We start from the raw sequence: 21,349 nt of genomic DNA, 5'->3' as shown, positions 1-21,349 counted from the left end.
GGGCGGCTCAGCCTGCGGCGATGACCTTTGCCAGGCTTTCGGCGTCGCGCCCGACCACGGTCGTGCCGTCGCCTGCGGTGATGATCGGGCGCTGGATCAGGCGCGGGTTGTGCACCATCAGCGCCAGCCAGTCGCCGCGGTGCGCCTCGTCCCTGGGTGGGAGCGTCACGCCGAGCCCCTTCGCGTCGCCCGTCCTCGCGATGTGCCACGGGTCCACGCCCAGGCGGGCAAGGACATCCTCGAGCTCGGCGGCGGTCGGCGGCTCGTCGAGATAGCGCCGGACGGTGTAGTCCGCGCCGGTGGCGTCGAGCTCGCTGACGGCCGTGCGGCACTTGGAGCAGGCAGGGTTGAGCCAGATCTCGATCATTCAGTCCACCTCGATCGCGGTGCCGCCGGTCAGGCGGAGGAGCTCGTCGTAGGTCGTGGAGAAGACCGCCGACGGGTGTCCGGCCGCTGCCCACAGGACGGGATGCTTCTGCAGCCAGATGTCGACCCAGGTCGGGATCGGGCTGGGGTGCGCGATGGGGGACACGCCGCCGATCACCTGCCCGGTGTGGTTGCGGACGAAGTCGGCGTCAGCCCGCTTCAGCTTCGGTACGGCGATGCGCGCGGCCGTCGCGGTCGTGTCCACCCGGTGTGCGCCACTGGTGAGGACCAGGACGGGCTCGTTGTCGCTGGAGAACAGCAGGCTGTTCGCGATGGCACCGACCTCGCAGCCGAGCGCGGCGGCGGCCAGGGCTGCCGTGTGCGCGGATTCGGGGAGGACGATCACCTCGCCGGTGCCGCCGAGACGCTCCAGTTCAGCGCGAAAACTCGTGATCGAGGGGTGCTCGTCCATGCCCTCGACCCTAGTCGGACCAGTTTTCCCCAGGGCACGCGGTCGAGGTTGTCCTGTTGTCGGAGGGCAGGTGTAGCGTTCCTCTTGTTCGAACAACTGTTCGATCAGGCGGGTCGACGACCGAAGGAGATTCCCGATGATGCTGTTGCCCGCGACGACGCACGCCTACCTCGAGCGCGCTGCCGAGTCGCTGCGTGAAGCGATCACGACGAGTGACGTCCCGACCCGCTACGCCCACGCCCATGTCGCTGCGTTGCGCGCCGCGGCGGCACTGCTCGCCGCCCGGGCCCACCCGGACCCCAAGCGCCGGCGCCAGAAGAACGCCTGGGTCCTGCTCGCGGAGGTGGCGCCCGAGCTGACGGAGTGGTCCGCGTTCTTCGCCGCGGGTGCGTCCAAGCGCGCGGCAGCCGAGGCGGGTTCGCGTCGTGCGGTGTCCGAGCGGGATGCGGACGACCTCGTGCGTGACGCAGACCGCTTCCTCTCCGTGATCGAGCAGGCGCTGGGCCTGGCGCCGCACCTGCCGGTCGAGGAGGAGATCGTGTTCCGGCCGCGCTTCGCGCGGGCGCCTGATCTCTGTCCTACTAGGGTGGGATCCATGGCAGGCACCGGTGGAGTGGCAGGCAGCGAGCGCGAGCGACCCGGCGAACGCCGTGCGGCCGCACGCACGACAGTGGTGTGGAACGCTCTCGACGCCGTTCTGGCAGGCCAGCCCGGAGCAACGGTGCTCGACATCGGCGGTGGCACGGGTGGCTTCGCTGTCCGGGTCGCCGAGCTGGGGCATCACGTTCGCGTGGTCGACCCGAGCCCGGACGCCTTGGCCGCACTTGGCCGACGCGCGCAGGAGCAAGGCGTTGCGGAGCGGGTGACTGCCCAGCAGGGCGACCTCTCCACGTTGCTGGAGCTCGTGCCGGGCGCCAGTGTCGATGTCGTGCTGTGCCACGGGGTGCTGGAGGTCAGCGATGACCCGGCTGCCGCGTTGGCGACCATCGCCACCGTCCTGCGACCGGGCGGCACGCTCAGCCTGCTCGTCGCGCAGCGCCATGCGCCGTCCTGGCCGCGCGATGGCCGGCCACTTCGGCCAGGCGCTGACCCTCCTCGACGGTGGTCCGGGTGAGGTGCCGGCGCGAGGGCGTGGCACCGGGCGCCGCTGGACGGCTGCCGAGATCGTCGCGCTGCTCGACGCGGCTGGGTTCGCGGTGACCGCTCAGCATGCGGTGCGGGTCTTCACCGATCTGGTTCCTGGCGCCGTCCTCGACGCCGAGGTCGGGGCAGCTGACGCGCTCCTCGAGCTCGAGCAAGCGGTCGCCGAAAGACCGGAGTACCTGCCTCTGGCAACACAGATCCACGTGCTCGCAACGCACTGATTCGCGAGACATTCACGAAATTTCCGGACCGGCGGCTACCACCGGCGAGAACGGCTGCCTAGACTGATGGCAGATCATCCGTGCGGCCCAGGTGAGGAGGAGCCATGCCACTGTCGGAGGAGGAGCTTCGCCTGCTCGAGCAGATGGAGCGCGCACTCACCGAAGAGGACCCGAAGTTTGCGTCCACCTTGCGTGGCAGCTCGTTTCGTCGGGCCGCTCGTCAGCGTGCACTGCTGGCCGGGGTCGCGTTCCTCGGTGGAGTCGCCCTGCTGATGACGGGGCGGTGACCGAGCTCATCCCGGTTGCTGTCCTGGGCTTTGTGGTCATGCTGCTCAGCGCGACCTATGCGCTCTCTGCGCTGCGCGCCCGCCCGACCCCGTCGGCGCATGACCAGGGTTCGCTCCACGACCGCATGGACCGCTGGCGCCACCGCCACGAGGACTGAGTCTCCTCAGGCGCCGTCTCCTCAGGCGTCTGCCGGCGGGTCGAGTTGATCGACCACGCCCGAAGCATGTTCCTGCCTGACGCGTGCGCCGCTGCGCGTCGTACGCCGGTGCAGTGAGCGTGGCCACCAGCGAGCCCGGCGTTGTGCTGCCGGCGATGCGCCGTCGCGCAACGCCTCGAGGCAGGTTTCGGTGTCCACGGCGAGCTGGTCGTCGAGCGGTGGCTGCTCCCCGGCCGGCGCGTAGCGCGCGGTCTCGAGCGTGGTCACCAGTCGTCGCAGCGCGGCCGGGGCTTCGGGCACCGAGTTGACGGTGCCGGCGAGCGCGAGACCAGTGGCGCGGGGTGACCGTTCCTCGGGCCACGGCACGCCGAGGTCGATAGCGGTGTCGCGGAGCTCGGCCCACATCTCCTCGGGGGTCGCTGCTGCCATCCGACGGGCCCGGCGGCGGCGACGCAGTGCCCGTGGCAGCGCTCCGAGCAGGAGCAGGGCGAACGCGCCGACGCCGACTGCCGGAAGCCAGGTCGTGAGGAGCTCGCTGGAGGTGTCCTGCCCGGACGACCCGGTCTCGGGGCGTGGCTTCGTGCCGGCCGAGATGGACGGCCGAACGGTCGACGGGGTGGCAGTCGCAGAGGGCCCGCTCGACGGCTGCGCGGTGGGGCGGGTGTAGCCGGGAACGGCGACGGTGTGCGAGGTGGGCGTCGGCTCGAACATCACCCACCCGGCACCTGCGATGTAGAGCTCCGGCCACGCGTGCAGGTCGTGGCTGCTGAACTCATAGGTGTCGGTGGTCGTGCGGTCGCCGGACAGGAACCCCACGGAGACGCGGGCAGGGATGTCCAGCTCTCGGGCGAGCACCGCCATTGCCGCAGCGAACTGCTCGCAGTAGCCCTCGCGGCCGTCCGGGCTGAGGAAGTGCTCCAGGGCGGCGAGCCCGTTGCCGGGCGCGATCCGGGTCGAGTAGGTGAACTCCGACTGGAAGAACCGCTGCAACGCCACCCCGCGGTCGTAGTCCGTCGACGCTCCCCGGGTCTCCCGCTCCGCCACGGTGCGAAGGCTGTCGGCGGCGCGCGGGAGCCGGGTGTAGTCGTCCTGGATCTGGTCGGGCGCCGGACCCGCCGCCGCGAGCTGGTCGGCGGTCAGGGTGGGACGGAACTCGGTCAGGGGATAGGAGAGTCCAGCCGTGGTCACGTCGTCGACGGCGCGGAAGTCGAGGGTGTCCGCGCCGTAGCGCCAGTCGGAGCCGGCTTCGATCGAGCGGAGGTAGCGCGGGGTCGGGAGCCACGAGGACGCGAGGCGTTCGGTGACGCTCACCTGCCACCCGATGGTCTCACCGGGCTGGCTCGGGTCAAGGCCGAGCAGCGGGATCTCGCCCGTCGCCGACTGGCTCTGTGGCCGCGGGTGGTCGCCGGGTCGCCATGACTTCCCGTCGAACTCGTCGAGCACGGTGAGCCGGACGTAGGACGGGGCGGGGGTGCTGGGCCCTGAGGTCACCTTCACCCGGAGCAGTGGGATGTCCGCCCCGAGCACGAGGTCGCGCTTGAGGTCGGCGATCGGGTCGGTGATCCGGACCGGGCCGGAGTTGCCGGTGCCGAACCCGGGAAGGGTCAGCGTGGGCTGGCTGGGAAGGACTGCGGAGACGAGGACTGCCGCCGTCAGCGCCGCGGCGCCGATCAGCGCTCCGCCGCGTGGTCGGTCGCCGGTCTCGATCCGGCGGCCCCACCGCTCGAGCCGGCCGCGCTCGTCAGCGAAGAGCATTCCCAGGAAGCACGCACCGCCGATCACGAAGGCGGGCCAGGCGGTCGGGGTCCCGAGGATGCTCACCGGCACCGTGTAGGCCATCAGCAACGGCAGCCCGGCCACCGCCACGCGGCCGAGGGTGACGGCCACCAGGTCGACGACCAGGTGGACGGCCAGGGCACCGCCCAGCAGCAGCGGGAGGATCGTCGGAACGTCGTCGCCGACCGGCGCTCGGTAGGTGCCCGCGGAGTCGACGGCGCTTGCGACCGCCTCGACGGCAGCCCGGACCGAGGTCGGCGTCGGCAACCCGCCGGAGCCCCAGAAGCCATGGACCACGAGCAGCGCAACCAGCAGCTGGCCGCTGAGCACCACGAGCCAGGACAGGGAGGCGAGGCGGAGCAGGGCGCCGGTGGCGGCGATGAGGGCGATGCCGATGAAGACCTGTCCGAGCAGGTCGCCCGGCAGCTCGCTGAGCCGTTCCCACGCAACGAGGATGACCCACGAGGTGAGCGCGGTGAGAGCGGTCAGGAGCGGCTGTGCTCCGGCACGCCTCATGAGCTGCGCCGGGTGGGTGCGGAGGCAAGGTCCTGCCAGAGCTGCGGGAGTGAGACCCCGGGGCCTGCGGCAACGGCCCGCCAGCCCAGGGTGCGTAGCGACAGTGCCGGGTCGGCGGCCGGCCGGCCGAGCCACCCGTCGACGTCGAGCGCGATCGCGAGGGGAGACTCGGAGTGGTGGACCATCCGGTGCAGGGCTGCACGGTCGTGCTCGGTCACCTCGCCGAGCACGGCGATGAGCATCCCCGTGCGCGCGGTGTCAGCGACCCAGCTGGTCTCCAGCACCCCGCGGCGTACGCCGTCCACGACGGCCAGCTCCTCGAGGAGCCGGCGCGTGTCCGGGCCGGAGCTCCGCTCGTGCCACGCATCGCTGCGGGCTGCGTTCGCCCCGTCGGCCGTGACCAGGCGGACGGTGAAGCCGCGCTCGGCCAGGTGCGTGACGATCGAGGCTGCCATCGAGACGGCCGTCTCGAGTGACGACGCGGCGCCGTGGCCCCGGTGTGCGGAGACCCGGTTGTCCAGCAAGACCGTGGCCCGCGACTGCCAGGGCTGCTCCTCGCGGCGCACCATCAGCTCGCCGGTGCGGGCACTGCTGCGCCAGTGGACGCGGCGGAGCGCATCGCCGTGGCGGTACTCCCGAACGGTGACGTCCTCAGCGCTGCCGCTCGCGAAGGCGCGGGGCCGGTTGTCGCCGGCGCCGGTCCACGCTCCGCTCAGGCCCGTCATCGGCAGGCGGACGACCGTCGGCGTCACGATCAGCTCCGCCTGGGTCTGGAAGGACCGGGAGAGCTCCACCAGCCCGAACGGATCGGTGACGCGGGCGGTCATCGGCCCGAGGACGAAGCGCCCACGCACGTCGGACCGCACCGTGTAGTCCACCCGGCGCTCCCAGGCGCGAGTCAGTCCGCCGAGCACGAAGCGGGGGCGCGAGCCGAGCGCCCACGGCACCTGGTCCTCCAGCCGCACCGTGCCGAGCAGGGCGCGCCCTGCATTGCTGATCTCGAGGGTGACGAGGGACGACTGGCCTGCGGCAACCTGTCGGGGCTCCACGGCGCGGGCCAGCGAGAGCCGGTAGCGACTGAGGCCGATCAGCGCAGCGCTCGCCACGGGAAGTACGACGAGGAGCAGCCCCACCCGGCTCAGTGCGACCTGGCCCAGGGCGATGCCACAGAACAGGGCGGTGATCCCGCCGGCCAGGAGCGTGCGACCCCGAGTCGTGAGGGCGCCGAGCCCGCTGCGCATGGTGCTGCCCTCAGCCGTGGGAGGTGCTGCTGGCCGGGACGGGAACCCGGGACACGATGCCGCTCAGGATCGACGCCGGAGTGCGCCCGGACAGCGACGCCTCGACGTTGGGGATGAGGCGGTGGGTCAGCACCAGGGGTGCGAGGTCGAGCACGTCGTCGGGCAGGACGAAGGAGCGCCCCTGCAGCGCGGCGTGGGCCTTCGCCGCGCGGACCAGGTGGAGTGTCGCGCGGGGTGATGCGCCGAGCACGAGGTCGGGGCTGGTGCGTGTGGCAGTGGTCAGGGCCACGGCGTAGCGGGCAACGGCGTCAGAGACGTGGACCGAGCCGACGATGTGCACGAGCTTCCGGAGCTCGGCGGCGTCGGTGACCGGCTCGAGGTCGTCGAGCGGGTTGCGGCGTGTGTGGCTGTCGAGCATCGCGAGCTCGGCGGCGAGTGGGGGATAGCCCATCGAGACCCGGCACATGAAGCGGTCGCGCTGCGCCTCGGGGAGGGCGTAGGTGCCCTCCATCTCGATCGGGTTCTGGGTGGCGATGACGAGGAACGGAGACTCGAGCTCGACGGTGTTGCCGTCGACGGTGACCTGGCGCTCCTCCATGCACTCGAGCAGCGCGGACTGCGTCTTCGGTGAGGCGCGGTTGATCTCGTCGCCCACCACGACATTGGCGAAGACAACGCCCGGATGGAACTCGAAGGTCCGGGTGTCGGGGTTGAAGACGCTGACCCCTGTGACGTCGGAGGGGAGCAGGTCGGGCGTGAACTGGATGCGCTTGACGCTGCCCTCGATCGAACGGGCCAGCGCCTTGGCGAGCATCGTCTTGCCGACGCCGGGCACGTCCTCGATCAGCAAGTGCCCCTCGGCGAGCAGCACGACGAGTGCCGTCCCGACCACGTCGGGCTTGCCTTCGATCACGCGCTCGATGTTCTGGCGAACCCGTCCCGTGACACGCGTGAGCGTCTCGAGGTCGCCTGTCTCCACTGCCACGAGGCCACCGTAGCGCCGCGCCGAAGGGAGCCGGAGAGCGCTTCGAAAAGTGCGTCCGAATCGACACCTCCCGCCGTGCGGCTCCATCGGCAACGGCTACTCCCTGAAAAAGGGAGCAAATTGCGCCTCAGATGGTTGACGGTGGTGGGTAGTGGAGTAAAGTGGAGCGCAGTGGAGGAAGAGTGGGGGAAAGGGGTGCGGCGAGATGTTCTTCGGCACCTACACCCCCAAGCTCGATGACAAGGGGCGTCTCTTCCTTCCGGCCAAGTTCCGGGATCAGCTGGCGGAGGGGCTCGTGGTGACTCGTGGTCAGGAGCGCTGCCTCACCGTCTGGTCGATGTCGGACTTCGCAGGCATGACCGACCGGCTCCGCGAGGCGCCAGTCACCAACAAGGGAGCTCGTGACTACGTCCGCATGCTGTTCGCGGCCGCGTCGCAGGAGATCCCCGACAAGCAGGGCCGGATCTCCATCCCGTCCGTCCTGAGGGACTACGCGTCCCTCGAGAAGGACGTCATGGTGATCGGCGCGATGAACCGGATCGAGATCTGGGACCCGACGTCCTGGGCGACCTACTCCGAGGAGCAGGAGCAGAAGTTCTCCGAGCTCTCGGATGAGGTCTTCCCGGGGATCTGATCCACCAACAACACCAAAGCTGATTCGCAGGACGAGGTCTCGTGCCCACTCCTGTCCGTCCCCTGGGGCACCTTCCCCGGTTCCAGGCGACGACTTCCCCCACCACGGGAGTGGGCAGGGACCTGGTCCGGCGAATCGGCATCACGTCATGGGGCGACTCGTCGCCCCGCACCTGAAGGGTCGAGATGAGCACCAACGTCACGGACGCACCCGCACCGCGGGTACGCGAGCAGGCCCGCGAGGTCCTGGCCGTGATGGCGCTCTCGGCAGGTTTGTCAGTCGTCTGCAGCCTCGCGTTGCTCCTGATCATCGCCAGCGGCGGGCAGGGGTAGTCCGCACCATGACCTCTCCCCGCCACGTCCCCGTCCTCCTCGACCGGGTCGTCGCGCTGCTGGCGCCTTCCCTCGAGCAGCCCGGCTCCGTGCTCGTCGACTGCACGCTCGGCCTCGGCGGCCACAGCGAGGCTGTGCTGAGCGCGTGCCCGAACGCCCGTGTCATCGGCATCGACCGCGACCCCAACGCGCTGCGGATGGCGGGGGAGCGCCTGGCTCCCTTCGGTGACCGGTTCACCGGCGTCCACGCGGTGTACGACGAGATCCTCGACGTGATCGCGGACCTCGGACTGCCGTCCGTGCAGGGCGTCCTGTTCGACCTCGGTGTCTCCTCCATGCAGCTCGACGTCCGCGAGCGGGGCTTCGCCTACGCCGAGGACGCTCCGCTCGACATGCGTATGAACGACGGCACGGGCATGACCGCAGCGGACATCCTGAACACGTACCCCGTGGAGGAGATCGCCCGGATCCTGCAGTGGTACGGCGAGGAGAAGTTCGCGCGCAAGATCGCCCGCGCGATCGTCGCCGAGCGCGAGAAGGAGCCGTGGACCCGCTCGGGTCGCCTCGTCGAGCTCCTGTACGCCGAGATCCCGGCGCCCGCGCGGCGCACCGGCGGGCACCCCGCCAAGCGCACCTTCCAGGCGCTCCGCATCGAGGTCAACGACGAGATCGACGTCCTGCGTCGCGCCATCCCGGCCTCTCTCAAGGCGGTGGCGGTCGGTGGCCGCGTCGTCGTCGAGTCCTACCACTCGCTCGAGGACCGGCTGGTGAAGCAGGCCTTCACCGCCGTGACCCGCCTCGACGTACCCCACGACATGCCGGTGGTCCCCGCCGACCGTCAGCCGGTCTTCGTCAACCGCACGCGCGGTGCCGAGAAGGCCGTCGAGCCCGAGCTGACCGAAAACCCCCGAGCCGCCAGCGTTCGCCTCCGCGCCGTCGAGCGCGTCCGTGAAGGAGCCCTCTCGTGAGCACCCCGCAGCAGTCCCGCATCCGCGTCCAGAGGATTGCGGAGGAGGCCGTCGAGCGTGCCCGCCTGCGGGTGGTGCCGCGCAGTCGGGTGCGGGCACCGAAGGTGCCCTTCGTGATGCTGGTCAGCATGATCCTGCTGGCCGGCGTCGTCGGTCTGCTGATGTTCAACACGACCATGCAGCAGAACTCGTTCACCGCCGAGGACCTCGAGCTGCAGGCCGCGGACCTCCGCTCGCAGGAGCAGTCGCTCCAGGCGGACCTCGACGAGCTCCGCGACCCGCAGCGCATCGGCGAGCGGGCGATGAAGCTCGGCATGGTGGTGCCGGCCTGCCCCCGCTTCCTCTACCTCGGCACCAACAAGCTGACCCCGAGCTGTGGCGAGCCGTCCCAGGCCCTCGACGTACGCCCGCCGGCGCCGCGTCGCCCGGACTCGCTCGTTCCCGAGCGCACGGTCGTGAAGCTCAAGCCGGTCGATGCCGCGGCGAAGCAGACCGCGACGAACACCACCCAGAACACCGGCGACACGCCCTCCGGGCAGACCGCAACGACCCGTGGCGCCCGGTCTAATGGAGTTCCGGCCAACTGACCTGTTGGGCCCATCGACCCTTCCGAAGGACTCACGTGTCGACCCGCACCGCGCCGCCCCGCCCGTCTCCGGGCAGAGCCTCCGCCGATGGCCCGTCCCAGGGCCCGCGGGGACCGGGTCGCGGGGGAGCAGCGCGCGGTGCGCTCACCGCATCCGGGAAGTTCCGGCTCCGCTTCGGCTTCCTGGTCATCGCGATCGTGCTGTCGTTCTTCGCAGCTCGCCTCGTGCAGCTGCAGGCGCTCGATCCGGAGTCCTACGCCAAGCTGGCCGAGGCCGAGGGTCTGCAGGACATCGTCCTGCCGGCGGAGCGCGGCGCGATCCGCGACCGCAACGGCGTGGAACTGGCCTCGTCCATGGACGGCCTGATGGTCATCGCCAACCCCCAGCTCACCGCATCCAGGGCCAGCGCGATGGCGACGTTCCTCGCCGACGAGCTCGGCGTCGACTACTTCACGACGCTCACGCGGCTGCGCAAGACGACCGGCGACGGCAGCCACTACCAGTACGTCGCGCGACGGGTCCCGGCCTCCCAGGCGCGCGATGTCCTGGAGAAGGCGGACGAGCTCGGCTTCGATGGCCTGACCACCGAGCGTGACCCGATCCGCACCTACCCGCTGGACGACGTGGCGGCCAACATCGTCGGCTTCGTCGGTGAGGACGAGAAGAGCGGCCCGCTGGCCGGTCTGGAGCGCACCTTCGACAAGGTCCTCGCGGGCAAGGACGGCAGCGCGCGCTACCTCGAGGTGAAGGGCAAGGTGCTCCCGCTTGCCGACAACACGGTCACCAAGCCGACCAACGGCAAGGCGCTGACGCTCACCATCGACCGCGACACGCAGTGGTTCACCCAGCGCGTCCTGGCCAAGTCGGTCGAGAACTGGCACGCCGACTCCGGCACCGCGATCGTCATGGACACCCGCACCGGCGAGCTCCTCGCCTACGCCGACTACCCGACCTTCGATGCCAACCACCCGTTGCGCACCGACAAGGAGTACTACGGGTCCAAGGGCGCTCAGGAGCCCTACGAGCCCGGCTCGGTCGAGAAGGTGCTGACGCTCTCCTCGGTCATGGACGAGGGCAAGGCCGAACCTCACACCCGGCTCACCATTCCCGAGAAGCTCATCCGCGACAGCCGGTCCATCGGCGACCACGGCCGCCAGGGCACGATCCGGCTGACCCTGGCCGGTGTGCTGTCCCGCTCGTCCAACATCGGCACCGCGATGGCTTCGGAGCTGCTCCAGAGTGCGGATCTCCGCAAGTACCTCACCGCGTTCGGGCTGGGCACCCGCACCAACGTCGGTCTCCGGGGCGAGAGCGCGGGCGTTGTCCCGGCGGCACCGTGGCAGGCACTCACCCAGGCGACGATCGCCTTCGGCCAGGGCCTCACGGTCACGCCCCTGCAGATGGTCGCGGCGATCAACACCGTCGCCAACGGCGGCGTCCGGGTCTCGCCGAGCCTGATCCAGGGCAGCGCGAAGAGCGAGGACGGCGTCGAGGTCGGCACCGCCCACACCACCAGCGAACGCGTCATCAGCGCCGAGACGGCCGCCAAGATGTCGCGGATGATGGAGACGGTCCTCGACCCCGAAGAGGGCACCGCGCCGCTGGCCCGCGTTCCCGGCTACCGCGTCGCCGGCAAGACCGGCACCGCGCAGGTGGTCCGCAACGGCGTCTACGTCGATGACATCAACGACAACTCCTTCGTCGGTTTCGCGCCCGCCGAGGAGCCGCGCTTCACCGTCTTCGTCGTGCTCAAGGGCGTCGACGGTGGCGCTGGTGGTCTGACGGCCGGCCCCGCCTTCAAGCGGATCATGAGCTACCTGCTGCGCCACTACGCCGTCCCGCCGACGGACGTGGCCGCCTCGCCGTACGAGACCACGTGGGGCACCGAGCGTGCCCGATAGCGTGACCTCGTGACCGATCCACGACCCGTTGCCGCGCACAGCACTCCACTGGTCCAGGTTGCGGCCTGGCTCGGCCTGCCCGATCCCGGCGCTGCTGCCGGCGTCACGGGCATCAGTCTCAGCACCCAGCGCATCCACCCCGGCGACCTGTACGCCGCCCTCCCGGGCACGCGCGCCCACGGCGCGTCGTACTCCGCGGCAGCGGTCGAGGCAGGTGCCGCGGCGATCGTGACGGACGCCGCGGGCGCCGAGATCGTGGCCGGGCTGGACCTGGACGTCCCGGTGCTCGTGGTCCCCGACCCGCGCGCGGTGCTCGGCACGCTCTCCGCCCACGTCTACGGCGACCCGGCCCGCCACCTGCGGCTGATCGCGGTGACCGGCACCCAAGGCAAGACGACGACCACACGTCTTGCCGAGCTCGCGCTCGAGTCAGCCGGTGTGCCCGCGGCCGTCATCGGCACGGTCGGCACGCGCATCAACGGCGTGGACATCAAGACCGCCCTGACCACCCCGGAGGCGCCCGATCTGCACGGCCTCTTCGCGGTCATGGTGGAGAAGCAGGTCGACGCGTGCGCGATGGAGGTCTCCAGCCACGCGCTGGTGCTGGGCCGCGTCGACGGTGTCACCTTCGACGTCGCGGTCTTCTTGAACCTGGGCCGCGACCACCTCGACTTCCACGCCGACCTCGACGAGTACTTCGCCGCCAAGCGCAAGCTCTTCGCCCGGGACCGGGCGCGGCTCGCGCTGGTCAACATCGATGACGAGCACGGCCGGCTGCTGGTCCACCAGCTCGCCTCGGACCCGCGCGGGATCCCGGTCCGCACCTTCAGCATCACGGGCGCTCGCGCCGACTGGCAGGCGAGTGCCATCGAGGCGGGCGCCGACGGTTCGCGTTTCACGGTGACCGGTCCGGGCAACGTCCGGGTCGTCACGTCGGTCCCGATCGCGGGTGCCTTCAACGTCTCCAACGCCCTCGCCGCGATCGCCGCTGCTGCGGAGGCGGGTTTCGACCCCGAGGAGGTGGCCGAGGGACTCGGTCGCTCCGGCGGCGTCCCGGGCCGGCTCGAGCAGGTGGAGACGGGACGGGACTTCCATGTCGTCGTCGACTACGCCCACAAGCCTGACGCAGTGGAGGCGGCCCTGAGCACGCTGCGCCCGCTCACCGCGCAGGCGGGTGGCCGGCTGATCTGCGTGATCGGTGCCGGCGGTGACCGCGACACCGGCAAGCGCCCGGTGATGGGTGAGATCGCAGCGAGGCTGGCAGACCTGGTGATCGTCACCGACGACAACCCCCGCTCGGAGGACCCCGCCGTGATCCGGGCTGCCGTGCTCGAGGGCACCCGCGATGGCGCCGGCGAGGTGCGTGAGGTCGGCGACCGTCGCGAGGCGATCCGGGTGGCGCTGTCCTCGGCTGGTCCGGGGGACATCGTGCTGGTGGCGGGCAAGGGCCACGAGACCGGTCAGGAAGTCGCAGGCGTCGTGCACCCCTTCGACGATCGCGTCGTGGTCCGCGAGGAGCTTGCCCGGATCGGGGGGGAGCTGTGATCCCGCTGCGGCTCTCCGAGATCGCTGCGGTTGTCGGAGGCGAGCTCCACGGCGCCGACACCCTCGTCTCGGCTCCGGCCTTCGTCGACAGCCGGCTGGTCGAGCAGGGCGGACTCTTCGTCGCGATCGCCGGCGAGCACGTCGACGGCCACACGTACGCCGCGGGCGCGGTCGCCGCCGGAGCGGCAGGTGTTCTCGGCTCCCGGGCCACTGACGCACCGACCGTCGTCGTGCCGGATCCTGTTGCTGCACTCGGCAAGCTGGCTCGCCACGTCCGTGACGCGCTGCCCGGGATGACCGTCCTCGCGCTCACCGGCAGCCAGGGCAAGACCGGCACCAAGGACTTCCTGACGCAGGTCCTCTCCGCCGCGGGGGAGACCGTCGCCACCGCAGGCAACTTCAACAACGAGATCGGCGTCCCGCTGACGGTGCTGCGGGCCGTGCCCTCGACGCGCTTCCTGGTGGTGGAGATGGGGGCCCGCGGCCTCGGACACATCGCCTACCTCTGCGAGATCGCCCGCCCCGACATCGCGGCCGTCATCAACGTCGGCACCGCGCACCTGGGGGAGTTCGGTTCGCGCGAGGCGATCGCCCAGGCCAAGGGCGAGATCATCGAGGGCCTCGCCCCTGACGGGGTGGCCGTCCTGAACGCCGACGACCCGCTGGTCGCCGCGATGGCGCCGCGCACGCAGGCACCCGTGATCTGGTGGGGTGCCGGCCAGAGCGGAGCCCGGATCGCCGGGACCGTCGGAACCGGCCCTGTGGAGCTGGACGAGCTCGGGCGGCCCGCTGCCGGGTTCGCGCTCGCCGCCAGCGCTGGCGGGCCCGTCACGACTGCCCGCGTCCAGCTGCTCGAGATCGGAGCACACCAGGTCCTCAACGCCGCGGCCGCCGCCGCGATGGCACTCGGTGCCGGCGTCGACGCTGCGACGATCCTCACCGCGCTCGAGCAGGCCCGAAGCCTGTCGCGCTGGCGGATGGAGGTGCACGACCGGTCCGACGGCGTGACCGTCATCAACGACGCCTACAACGCCAACCCCGACTCGATGCGTGCGGCGCTGGACGCGCTGGGCGGCATCGGCGACCGCACGGGGCGCCGCACGATCGCCGTGCTCAGCGAGATGCGCGAGCTCGGGCCCGACGCGGCGGCCGCACACGAAGGTGTCGGTGCGTACGCCGCGACCGTCGGGGTCGACGTACTCCTGGTGATCGGAGAGGCCGCTGCGCCCATGCTCGAGGGCGCGGGCAATGTCACATCGTGGTCCGGGACCGCCGTGTCAGCAGCAGACCGGGCCTCGGCTCTGGCATGGTTGCGCGAGAACTGCAGGAATGAAGCAGTTGCGGATCGTGGCGGTGCAGTGGTGCTGATCAAGGCATCGCGCGGCGCCGCGCTGGAACTGGTGGCCGAAGGGCTGCTGGAGGAGGAGTAGCGCCGATGAGAGCGATCCTGCTGAGCGGTGGTCTCTCCCTCCTGCTTTCCCTGATCGGCACGCGCTACGCGATCCGGGTGCTCACGGCCAAGGGTTATGGCCAGGAGATCCGCGAGGACGGGCCGGACAGCCACAAGACCAAGCGGGGCACGCCCACCATGGGCGGCATCGTGATCATCCTCGCCTCGCTGATCGCCTACGGCCTGGCCAAGCTGATCACGGGCGAGATGCCCTCGGCGTCGGCGTTGCTGCTGCTGTTCCTCTTCGCCGGGTGCGGCCTGGTCGGTTTCCTCGATGACTTCATCAAGATCTACCGCCAGCGCAACCTCGGGCTGCGCAGCCGGGCCAAGATGATCGGCCAGACGTTCGTGGCCCTGGTCTTCGGTGGCCTGGCGATCTCGAGCTGGCTCGAGAACGACCGCGGACTCACGCCCGCGTCACGCAACATCTCGTTCCTGCGCGACTGGGAGGTCTGGACCCTTCCGGCGATCCTGGTCGTGCTGCTGATCTGGGTCATCGTGACCGGCACGAGCAACGCCGTGAACCTCACCGACGGCCTCGACGGCCTCGCTGCAGGTGCGTCGATGATGGTCTTCGGCGCCTACACGCTGATCAACATCTGGCAGAACAACCAGCAGTGCGGCCTGAGCGAGGCGGTCAGCAGCTGCTACAACGTTCGCGACCCGCTCGACCTCGCAGTCGTGGGCTCGGCGATCACGGGCGCCTGTTTCGGTTTCCTGTGGTGGAACGCCTCACCCGCCCAGATCTTCATGGGCGACACCGGTTCGCTCGCGCTCGGCGGCGGCCTGGCCGGCTTCGCCATCCTGACCCGCACCGAGCTGCTGCTGCTGATCCTCGGCGGCCTCTTCGTCATGGAGACGCTCTCGGTAATGATGCAGGTGGGCTACTTCAAGGCCACCAAGGGCAAACGCATCTTCCGCATGGCCCCGATCCACCATCACTTCGAGATGCTCGGGTGGGAGCAGGTCACGGTCGTCATCCGGTTCTGGATCATCACCGGCCTGATGGTCGCGCTCGGCGTCGGCATCTTCTACGCCGAATGGGTCGCGGGTGTCTGACCCCCGCCCGATCGGCTCGTTCGACCGGTCGGGCCCCTGGGAGGGCGTCCACGTGGTCGTCGCGGGCTTCGGCCGCGCCGGCTTCGCGGCCGCCGACAACCTCAACCACCTCGGCGCCAGCGTCATGGCGCTCGACACGGTCACCGAGGAGGAGGACCCGGGCCGCGACGAGAAGGCCGAGCTGCTCGACGTCCTCGGCGCCTCGGTCGTGCTCGGCCCGGAGGCCACCCTCGGACTCCCGGACCACGCGGACCTGCTGATCGCCTCCCCGGAGTTCCCCGACGACGCACGCCTGCTCACGCAGGCCCGTCGCCGCGGCGTACCCATCTGGGGCGAGGTCGAGCTGGCCTGGCGCCTGCGCGACCCCGAGACGTCCATCCCGTGGCTCGTGGTGGCCGGCAGCGAAGGGGTCGCCGACGTGGCCCTCCTGACCGAGCGGATCCTGCTCGCGGGCGGCCTGCGGCCCGCGGTCGCCGGCATCGTCGGGCTCCCGCTCGTCGAGGCGGTCATGGACCCCACGCCGTACGACGCGTTGATCGTGGCCCTCGACGACACCCAGCTGCGTGACCTGACCTCGATGAGCCCGCTCGCCACCGTCGTGCTCGATGGGGGAGAGGCGGTCCGCGCAGTCGCCTACGAGAACGTCCAGGTGGCCTGCATCTACATCACCGCCGACACGACGACGCCCTCGACCGAGGAGCTCGTGCGCGAGGCAGACGTCCTCGACGGCGCCCGCGCGATCGGCATCACCCTCGGCACCCCGGGTGTCGGCATGCTCGGCCTGGTCGAGGACCTGCTCGTGGAGCGTGCCTTCATCCCGCAGCGCTCGACCTCGGCGGCGGAGCTCTGCGCACTGTCCGACCTGCCGTCGCAGGACCCGGTCGAGGTGACCCGCGCGCTCGCGGCCGCAGCGCTCGCGCTGGCTCACGGCGTACCCCCTGCAGCCGTGCGCGACGGCCTCCGCGGGGCATGAGCGCGACACGCGCCAGATGTGCCGGGACGCCGCCGTCGCTCCGGGGAGGATGGGCCCGATGACGACCGCGAACCCCGAAGAGACCCGGCCGGCGACCACCTGGTTCGCCGCGTCCCGGGAGGCTCTCGACCGGCCGCTCACGTCGTACTACCTGCTGATCGGTTCGTCGGTCCTGCTGCTCACCCTCGGCCTGATCATGGTGCTGAGCGCGTCCAGCGTGGAGTCCTACGCCGACTCGGGCGACTCCTACGCGATCGTCAAGCGCCAGCTGATGTGGGTCGTGCTCGGCCTGCCGGCGGCCTACGTCGCGACCCGGCTGCCGCAGCCGCTGATCCGCAAGCTCTCGACCTGGGGCCTGCTCGGCTCGATGGTGCTGCTCGCGCTGACACTGACGCCCCTCGGCGTCACCCGCAACCACCAGACCAACTGGCTCGGTGTCGGCCCGTTCGTGATCCAGCCGTCCGAGATCGCCAAGCTCGCGGTGATCCTGTGGGCGGCGCACGTCTACGCCAACAAGGAGCGCCGGCTGGGCGACCTGCACCACATCCTGGTGCCGGTCGTGCCCGGCATGGCGCTGGTGACCGGTCTCGTGCTGCTGCAGCGCGACCTCGGCACCGCACTCGTGCTCTTCGCGATCATGCTCGGCATGCTCTGGGTGGTCGGTGCCCCGATGCGCCTCTTCGCGATGGCGATGTCGATCATCGGTGTCGGCGCCTTCTACCTCGCGACGACGAGCCCCGAGCGGCGTGGGCGACTGCTCAACTTCACCGACCCGTTCAAGGACTACCACGACTCCGGCTGGCAGGCCGCTCACGGCCTGCTGGCGCTCTCGACCGGTGGCTTCTTCGGCAAGGGCATCGGTGCCTCGCAGCAGAAGTGGGGCACGTTGCCGGAGGCGCACACCGACTACATCTTCGCCGTGCTCGGCGAGGAGCTCGGCCTGATCGGCACGCTCCTCGTGCTCGGCCTCTTCCTCACCATCGCCTACGCCGCGATCCGCGTCGCCACCCAGACCCGCGACCCGTTCGTGCGCTACGTCTCGTTCGGCATCACCGTGTGGCTGCTGGGTCAGATGATCGTCAACGTGGGCATGGTGCTCTCGTTGCTCCCGGTCATCGGCATCCCGCTCCCGCTGGTGTCCTACGGTGGTTCCGCACTCCTGCCGTCCCTGGTGGCGATGGGTCTGCTGATCGGGTTCGCCCGACGCGAGCCGGAGGCCGCGCGTGCCCTGGCGGCGCGCAAGCGCCAGGCGCCCGCGGGGTTGTCCGGCAAGTCCCGTCGTGGTCTCTGATGGGCCAACAGAAGGTTCAGAAGAAGGTTCAGTGATGCGCGTCCTGCTCGCCGGTGGTGGCACTGCCGGTCACACCTCACCGCTGCTCGCGACCGCAGCGGCCCTGCTGCGGCACGACCCGACGATCGAGATCACGTGCCTCGGCACCGAGACCGGCCTCGAGGCGCGGCTGATCCCCGAGGCGGGCTTCCCGCTCGAGTTCGTGCCGCGCGTTCCCCTCCCGCGCAAGCCCGGCAAGGCGCTGCTGCAGACGCCGAAGCGGCTTCGCGCCGCCAAGCGGGCCGCACTCGAGATCGTGGACCGGGTGAAGCCCGACGTGGTCGTCGGATTCGGTGGTTACGTCTCGGTGCCGGCCTATCTCGCCGCCCGCAAGCGCGGCATCCCGATCGTGGTGCACGAGGGCAACGCCCTGCCCGGCATCGCCAACCGGCTCGGCGCACGGCTGACCCCGCACGTCGCGATCTCCTTCCCGGACACCCCGCTGAGGGCGAAGAGGCGCGAGCCCGCGCTCTACACCGGCCTGCCGATCCGCCGGATGATCTCCACCCTCGACCGCGGAGCGCTGCGCGGCGAGGGCCGTGCGGAGTTCGGCCTCGACGCCGACCGGCCGACCCTGCTGGTGACCGGTGGCTCGCAGGGCGCCCAGCGCATCAACGCCGCCGTCTCCGGAGCGCTCCAGGCGCTCGGCGAGGCCGGCATCCAGGTGCTGCACGTCATCGGCCCGAAGAACACCCTCGAGGTCCCCGCCGGGCCCGAGGGCACCGCGCCGTACGTCGTCGTCAACTACGTCGACCGCATGGACCTGGCGCTGGCCGCGGCGGACGCGGTCCTGTGCCGCTGCGGCAGCAACACGGTGGTCGAGACCTCGGGCGTCGGCCTGCCCGCGGTCTACGTCCCGCTGCCGATCGGCAACGGCGAGCAGGCCCTCAACGCCAGGCCGGTCGTCGACGCCGGCGGCGGCCTGCTGGTCGCCGACGCCGACCTGACGCCCGGCTGGGTCGCTGACAACCTCGTGCCCCTGCTCAGCGACCCGTCCCGCCTCGCCGCGATGGGCGCTGCCGCGGCCGACGTCATCCCGCTCGACGCGGACGACAAGCTCGCCGCTCTCATCCTGGAGGCTTCCCGATGAGGGTTCCCGTTCCCGACACCCTGCTGCCCGCGTCCGAGCTGGGACGCGTGCACTTCGTCGGCATCGGTGGCGCCGGCCTCTCCGCGATCGCGCGCATCATGCTCGCCCGCGGCATCGAGGTCAGCGGGTCCGACGGCAACGACTCACCCACGCTCGACGCGCTTCGCGAGCTGGGCGCCCGCGTCCACATCGGCCACGCCGCCGAGCAGGTGCACGACGTCGACACGCTCGTGGTCTCCACGGCGATCCGCGAGGACAACCCCGAGTACGTCGCCGCGGTGGCCCAGGGCCTGCGGATCCTGCCGCGCTCGGCTGCGCTCTTCGCGGTCATGGCGGGCAAGCGCACGATCGCCATCGCCGGCACCCACGGCAAGACCACCACCACCTCGCTGGTGACCGTTGCCCTGCAGGCGGCCGCTGCCGACCCGACGTACGCGATCGGTGGCGACCTCTCCTCGACCGGCGTCAACGCGGCCGACGGCGCGAGCGACCTCTTCGTGGCCGAGGCCGACGAGAGCGATGGCGCCTTCCTGGTCTACAGCCCCGAGATCGCGGTCGTGACCAACGTCGACGCCGACCACCTCGACCAGTGGGGGACCGAGGAGGCCTACCAGGCCGCCTTCGTCGACTTCCTCGACCGCATCGAGCCGGGTGGGCTGCTGATCACCTGGGCCGACAGTGATGCCACCGCCTCGCTCGCCGGCGAGGCGCGCGCCCGTGGCCTCCGCGTGGTCACCTACGGCCTGTCCGCCGATGCTGACCTGTCGGCCCACGACCTGCGCCACGACGGGACCCGCACCACCTTCGAGGTACGCCGCGGCCCCGATGGCGGAGTGTCGCTGGGCGTTCTGACGTTGCAGATCCCCGGCGCCCACTACGTGCTGAACTCGCTGGCGGCCCTGGCCGTCGGCCTCGAGCTCGGCCTCTCCGCCGAGCTGCTGCGCGAAGGGCTGGCCGCCTTCACCGGCACCCGCCGGCGCATGGAGCTGAAGGGAACAGTGGGAGCGGGCGCCGGAGCCATCAGGGTCTACGACAGCTATGCCCACCACCCCAGCGAGATCCACGGCGACCTGCAGGCCGCGCGCTCGGTGGCCGGGGAGGGGCGCCTGATCGTGGCGTTCCAGCCGCACCTGGTCTCGCGCACGCGCATCTTCGGTGAGCAGATGGGTGTCGAGCTCGGTGCCGCCGACGAGGTCGTCGTCACCGACGTCTACCTCGCCCGCGAGGAGGCCGACCCGGCCGTGACCGGTCAGCTCGTTGCCGACGCCGTGCCGCTGCCCGAGGGTGCGGTCGCCTTCGTGCCCGAGCTCGGCGACGTGGCTGCTGCGCTCGCGGAGCGGGCGCGTCCCGGAGACATGGTGCTGACCCTGGGTGCCGGCACCATCACGAAGGTCGGACCGGAGGTCCTGGCGCTCCTGGAGACCCGCGATGCGTGACCTCCTGGGCCGTCCGCGCTCGAGTGCCGACGTCGTCGAGGCGACCCGGCGCCGGTTCGCGCGACGCCAGTGGGCCCGGCGCTGGGGCACCTGGCGCATCGCCCTGGTGCTGCTGGTCCTGGTCGGCCTGTTGGTGGCGCTGGTCTGGATGGTCTTCGCCTCGTCGGTCCTGGCGGTCCGTGGGGTCGAGGTGCACGGCACCTCGATGCTCTCCAGGCAGCAGGTGACCCGGGCCGCCGGTGTCGTCGAAGGCGTGCCCCTCGCGCGTGCCGACCTCGACGCCATCCGGGCCCGTGTGGAGAACCTCGCGGCGGTGGAGTCCGTCGACGTCTCGCGCTCGTGGCCCCACCACGTGCGCATCGATGTGACCGAGCGACAGGCCGTCGCGGTCATCGACGAGGGCGACAGGCTCCGTGGGATGGACGCCGACGGTGTCGTCTTCCGCACCTACGCCACCCGGCCCAAGGACCTGCCTCTGATCCGCACCGCGCCCGACACCCGCACGGATGCGATGTCGGAGGCCGCCGAGGTGATCGGCGTACTCCCGGAGAAGGTCTCGCGCCGGGTCGCCTATGTCGACGTGAAGACGCGCGACGAGATCATCCTGACCCTTCGCGACGGCAAGAAGGTCCTGTGGGGGAGTGCTGACCAGGCCCACGACAAGGCCCGGGTCCTCGATGCGCTGCTCGCCACGAGCAAGGACGCCACGTCGTACGACGTCAGCGTGCCGGGTCAGCCCACGACCCGTTGATCGAAAAGTTCGGCGCGTCCCGCGTGTCGGTCTGGACCTTGCGCCAGCGATCCGTACTGTCTTCACCAACGCGAGGTTGACATAACTATAACCCTCGACTTGAGGGTTAGGGTTCCGGCCCAGCGACT

Annotated in this window: 22 protein-coding genes; 17 read left to right on the top strand and 5 right to left on the bottom strand. The window is 70.9% G+C overall.

All coding sequences use genetic code 11. The annotated features are described in order from the left end of the window. Nucleotides 1-7 precede the first annotated feature (7 nt). Nucleotides 8-367 carry an ArsC/Spx/MgsR family protein gene (locus D4739_RS16610; protein ID WP_238473440.1) on the bottom strand — a complete coding sequence of 120 codons (360 nt, stop codon included), beginning with the start codon at nt 365-367 and terminating at the stop codon, nt 8-10. Then, nucleotides 368-838, bottom strand: coding sequence for a YbaK/EbsC family protein (locus D4739_RS16605; RefSeq protein WP_120058531.1), 471 nt, complete (start codon nt 836-838; stop codon nt 368-370). Between the two features lie 136 nt (nt 839-974). Here D4739_RS16605 and D4739_RS17270 point away from each other — a divergent pair, with 136 nt between their 5' ends. The 4 genes from D4739_RS17270 to D4739_RS17255 all read left to right on the top strand — a co-directional run bounded on the left by D4739_RS17270 (nt 975) and on the right by D4739_RS17255 (nt 2,647). Next, nucleotides 975-1,952, top strand: a complete 978-nt coding sequence (locus tag D4739_RS17270) for an SAV_6107 family HEPN domain-containing protein (protein ID WP_238473691.1) — start codon at nt 975-977, stop codon at nt 1,950-1,952. Next, on the top strand, nt 1,900-2,202 hold the full coding sequence (locus D4739_RS17265) for a class I SAM-dependent methyltransferase (protein ID WP_238473690.1): 303 nt from the start codon (nt 1,900-1,902) through the stop codon (nt 2,200-2,202). The genes D4739_RS17270 and D4739_RS17265 overlap by 53 nt, the downstream gene beginning before the upstream one ends. A 104-nt stretch (nt 2,203-2,306) precedes the next feature. Then, the gene (locus tag D4739_RS17260) at nt 2,307-2,489 is read left to right on the top strand and encodes a DUF3040 domain-containing protein (RefSeq protein ID WP_238473689.1); all 183 of its coding nucleotides are present in this window, start codon (nt 2,307-2,309) and stop codon (nt 2,487-2,489) included. Then, nucleotides 2,486-2,647: a hypothetical protein gene (locus D4739_RS17255; RefSeq protein WP_238473688.1), complete on the top strand. Its 162-nt coding sequence runs from the start codon at nt 2,486-2,488 to the stop codon at nt 2,645-2,647. Before D4739_RS17260 ends, D4739_RS17255 begins: the two co-directional genes overlap by 4 nt. Nucleotides 2,648-2,668: 21 nt before the next feature. Here the strand turns inward: D4739_RS17255 and D4739_RS16585 are convergent, their stop codons facing one another. Genes D4739_RS16585 through D4739_RS16575 form a run of 3 tightly spaced genes read right to left on the bottom strand, consistent with a single transcriptional unit; the run spans nt 2,669 to nt 7,165 of the window. Then, entirely contained in the window at nt 2,669-4,939 is a 2,271-nt protein-coding gene (locus tag D4739_RS16585) for a transglutaminase TgpA family protein (protein ID WP_120058521.1), read from the bottom strand. After that, nucleotides 4,936-6,180 carry a DUF58 domain-containing protein gene (locus tag D4739_RS16580; RefSeq protein WP_120058519.1) on the bottom strand — a complete coding sequence of 415 codons (1,245 nt, stop codon included), beginning with the start codon at nt 6,178-6,180 and terminating at the stop codon, nt 4,936-4,938. Before D4739_RS16580 ends, D4739_RS16585 begins: the two co-directional genes overlap by 4 nt. A 10-nt stretch (nt 6,181-6,190) precedes the next feature. Beyond that, a complete protein-coding gene (locus tag D4739_RS16575; protein WP_238473439.1) occupies nt 6,191-7,165 on the bottom strand; it encodes an AAA family ATPase in 975 nt (324 codons plus the stop codon). A gap of 205 nt (nt 7,166-7,370) precedes the next feature. Here D4739_RS16575 and mraZ point away from each other — a divergent pair, with 205 nt between their 5' ends. The 13 genes from mraZ to D4739_RS16515 all read left to right on the top strand — a co-directional run bounded on the left by mraZ (nt 7,371) and on the right by D4739_RS16515 (nt 21,221). Beyond that, nucleotides 7,371-7,799, top strand: coding sequence for a division/cell wall cluster transcriptional repressor MraZ (gene mraZ, locus D4739_RS16570; RefSeq protein ID WP_120058515.1), 429 nt, complete (start codon nt 7,371-7,373; stop codon nt 7,797-7,799). A 185-nt stretch (nt 7,800-7,984) separates the two neighbouring features. Beyond that, a complete protein-coding gene (locus D4739_RS16995; RefSeq protein WP_182920237.1) occupies nt 7,985-8,131 on the top strand; it encodes a hypothetical protein in 147 nt (48 codons plus the stop codon). Between the two features lie 8 nt (nt 8,132-8,139). Further along, nucleotides 8,140-9,099 (top strand): 16S rRNA (cytosine(1402)-N(4))-methyltransferase RsmH, encoded by a 960-nt coding sequence (gene rsmH / locus D4739_RS16565; RefSeq protein ID WP_120058513.1) that lies wholly within the window; start codon nt 8,140-8,142, stop codon nt 9,097-9,099. Further along, a complete protein-coding gene (gene ftsL / locus D4739_RS16560) occupies nt 9,096-9,686 on the top strand; it encodes a cell division protein FtsL (RefSeq protein ID WP_120061630.1) in 591 nt (196 codons plus the stop codon). Before rsmH ends, ftsL begins: the two co-directional genes overlap by 4 nt. 35 nt (nt 9,687-9,721) lie before the next feature. Beyond that, on the top strand, nt 9,722-11,587 hold the full coding sequence (locus D4739_RS16555) for a peptidoglycan D,D-transpeptidase FtsI family protein (protein ID WP_120061629.1): 1,866 nt from the start codon (nt 9,722-9,724) through the stop codon (nt 11,585-11,587). A gap of 9 nt (nt 11,588-11,596) precedes the next feature. Next, nucleotides 11,597-13,132 carry a UDP-N-acetylmuramoyl-L-alanyl-D-glutamate--2,6-diaminopimelate ligase gene (locus tag D4739_RS16550; RefSeq protein ID WP_182920458.1) on the top strand — a complete coding sequence of 512 codons (1,536 nt, stop codon included), beginning with the start codon at nt 11,597-11,599 and terminating at the stop codon, nt 13,130-13,132. Beyond that, the gene (locus D4739_RS16545) at nt 13,129-14,562 is read left to right on the top strand and encodes a UDP-N-acetylmuramoyl-tripeptide--D-alanyl-D-alanine ligase (RefSeq protein WP_120061628.1); all 1,434 of its coding nucleotides are present in this window, start codon (nt 13,129-13,131) and stop codon (nt 14,560-14,562) included. The genes D4739_RS16550 and D4739_RS16545 overlap by 4 nt, the downstream gene beginning before the upstream one ends. A 5-nt stretch (nt 14,563-14,567) precedes the next feature. Then, entirely contained in the window at nt 14,568-15,641 is a 1,074-nt protein-coding gene (gene mraY, locus D4739_RS16540) for a phospho-N-acetylmuramoyl-pentapeptide-transferase (protein ID WP_120061627.1), read from the top strand. Then, nucleotides 15,634-16,614, top strand: coding sequence for a Mur ligase family protein (locus D4739_RS16535; RefSeq protein WP_120061626.1), 981 nt, complete (start codon nt 15,634-15,636; stop codon nt 16,612-16,614). Before mraY ends, D4739_RS16535 begins: the two co-directional genes overlap by 8 nt. A 58-nt stretch (nt 16,615-16,672) precedes the next feature. Next, nucleotides 16,673-17,905 (top strand): putative lipid II flippase FtsW, encoded by a 1,233-nt coding sequence (gene ftsW / locus D4739_RS16530; protein ID WP_120061625.1) that lies wholly within the window; start codon nt 16,673-16,675, stop codon nt 17,903-17,905. 34 nt (nt 17,906-17,939) lie between these two features. Further along, on the top strand, nt 17,940-19,034 hold the full coding sequence (murG, locus tag D4739_RS16525; RefSeq protein ID WP_120061624.1) for an undecaprenyldiphospho-muramoylpentapeptide beta-N-acetylglucosaminyltransferase: 1,095 nt from the start codon (nt 17,940-17,942) through the stop codon (nt 19,032-19,034). Next, the gene (gene murC, locus D4739_RS16520; protein WP_120061623.1) at nt 19,031-20,470 is read left to right on the top strand and encodes a UDP-N-acetylmuramate--L-alanine ligase; all 1,440 of its coding nucleotides are present in this window, start codon (nt 19,031-19,033) and stop codon (nt 20,468-20,470) included. The genes murG and murC overlap by 4 nt, the downstream gene beginning before the upstream one ends. Then, nucleotides 20,463-21,221 (top strand): cell division protein FtsQ/DivIB, encoded by a 759-nt coding sequence (locus D4739_RS16515; RefSeq protein WP_120061622.1) that lies wholly within the window; start codon nt 20,463-20,465, stop codon nt 21,219-21,221. The genes murC and D4739_RS16515 overlap by 8 nt, the downstream gene beginning before the upstream one ends. Nucleotides 21,222-21,349: the final 128 nt, after the last annotated feature.

The sequence above is a fragment of the Nocardioides cavernaquae genome, from assembly GCF_003600895.1.
GTDB classification, from domain to species: domain Bacteria; phylum Actinomycetota; class Actinomycetes; order Propionibacteriales; family Nocardioidaceae; genus Nocardioides; species Nocardioides cavernaquae.
Note: the sequence above shows the minus strand (reverse complement) of the source record. Positions and strands in the feature narration are given on the sequence as shown.

What these genes read in the sequence shown, in the direction of transcription:
- D4739_RS17265 (WP_238473690.1), top strand. Translation starts at nt 1,900, where the DNA reads ATGGCCGGCCACTTCGGCCAGGCGCTGACCCTCCTCGACGGTGGTCCG.
- D4739_RS16580 (WP_120058519.1), bottom strand. Translation starts at nt 6,180, where the DNA reads ATGCGCAGCGGGCTCGGCGCCCTCACGACTCGGGGTCGCACGCTCCTG.
- rsmH (WP_120058513.1), top strand. Translation starts at nt 8,140, where the DNA reads ATGACCTCTCCCCGCCACGTCCCCGTCCTCCTCGACCGGGTCGTCGCG.
- mraZ (WP_120058515.1), top strand. Translation starts at nt 7,371, where the DNA reads ATGTTCTTCGGCACCTACACCCCCAAGCTCGATGACAAGGGGCGTCTC.
- D4739_RS16995 (WP_182920237.1), top strand. Translation starts at nt 7,985, where the DNA reads ATGAGCACCAACGTCACGGACGCACCCGCACCGCGGGTACGCGAGCAG.
- D4739_RS17260 (WP_238473689.1), top strand. Translation starts at nt 2,307, where the DNA reads ATGCCACTGTCGGAGGAGGAGCTTCGCCTGCTCGAGCAGATGGAGCGC.
- D4739_RS16610 (WP_238473440.1), bottom strand. Translation starts at nt 367, where the DNA reads ATGATCGAGATCTGGCTCAACCCTGCCTGCTCCAAGTGCCGCACGGCC.
- murC (WP_120061623.1), top strand. Translation starts at nt 19,031, where the DNA reads ATGAGGGTTCCCGTTCCCGACACCCTGCTGCCCGCGTCCGAGCTGGGA.
- D4739_RS17270 (WP_238473691.1), top strand. Translation starts at nt 975, where the DNA reads ATGATGCTGTTGCCCGCGACGACGCACGCCTACCTCGAGCGCGCTGCC.
- D4739_RS16515 (WP_120061622.1), top strand. Translation starts at nt 20,463, where the DNA reads ATGCGTGACCTCCTGGGCCGTCCGCGCTCGAGTGCCGACGTCGTCGAG.
- mraY (WP_120061627.1), top strand. Translation starts at nt 14,568, where the DNA reads ATGAGAGCGATCCTGCTGAGCGGTGGTCTCTCCCTCCTGCTTTCCCTG.
- ftsW (WP_120061625.1), top strand. Translation starts at nt 16,673, where the DNA reads ATGACGACCGCGAACCCCGAAGAGACCCGGCCGGCGACCACCTGGTTC.
- D4739_RS16605 (WP_120058531.1), bottom strand. Translation starts at nt 838, where the DNA reads ATGGACGAGCACCCCTCGATCACGAGTTTTCGCGCTGAACTGGAGCGT.
- murG (WP_120061624.1), top strand. Translation starts at nt 17,940, where the DNA reads ATGCGCGTCCTGCTCGCCGGTGGTGGCACTGCCGGTCACACCTCACCG.
- D4739_RS16585 (WP_120058521.1), bottom strand. Translation starts at nt 4,939, where the DNA reads ATGAGGCGTGCCGGAGCACAGCCGCTCCTGACCGCTCTCACCGCGCTC.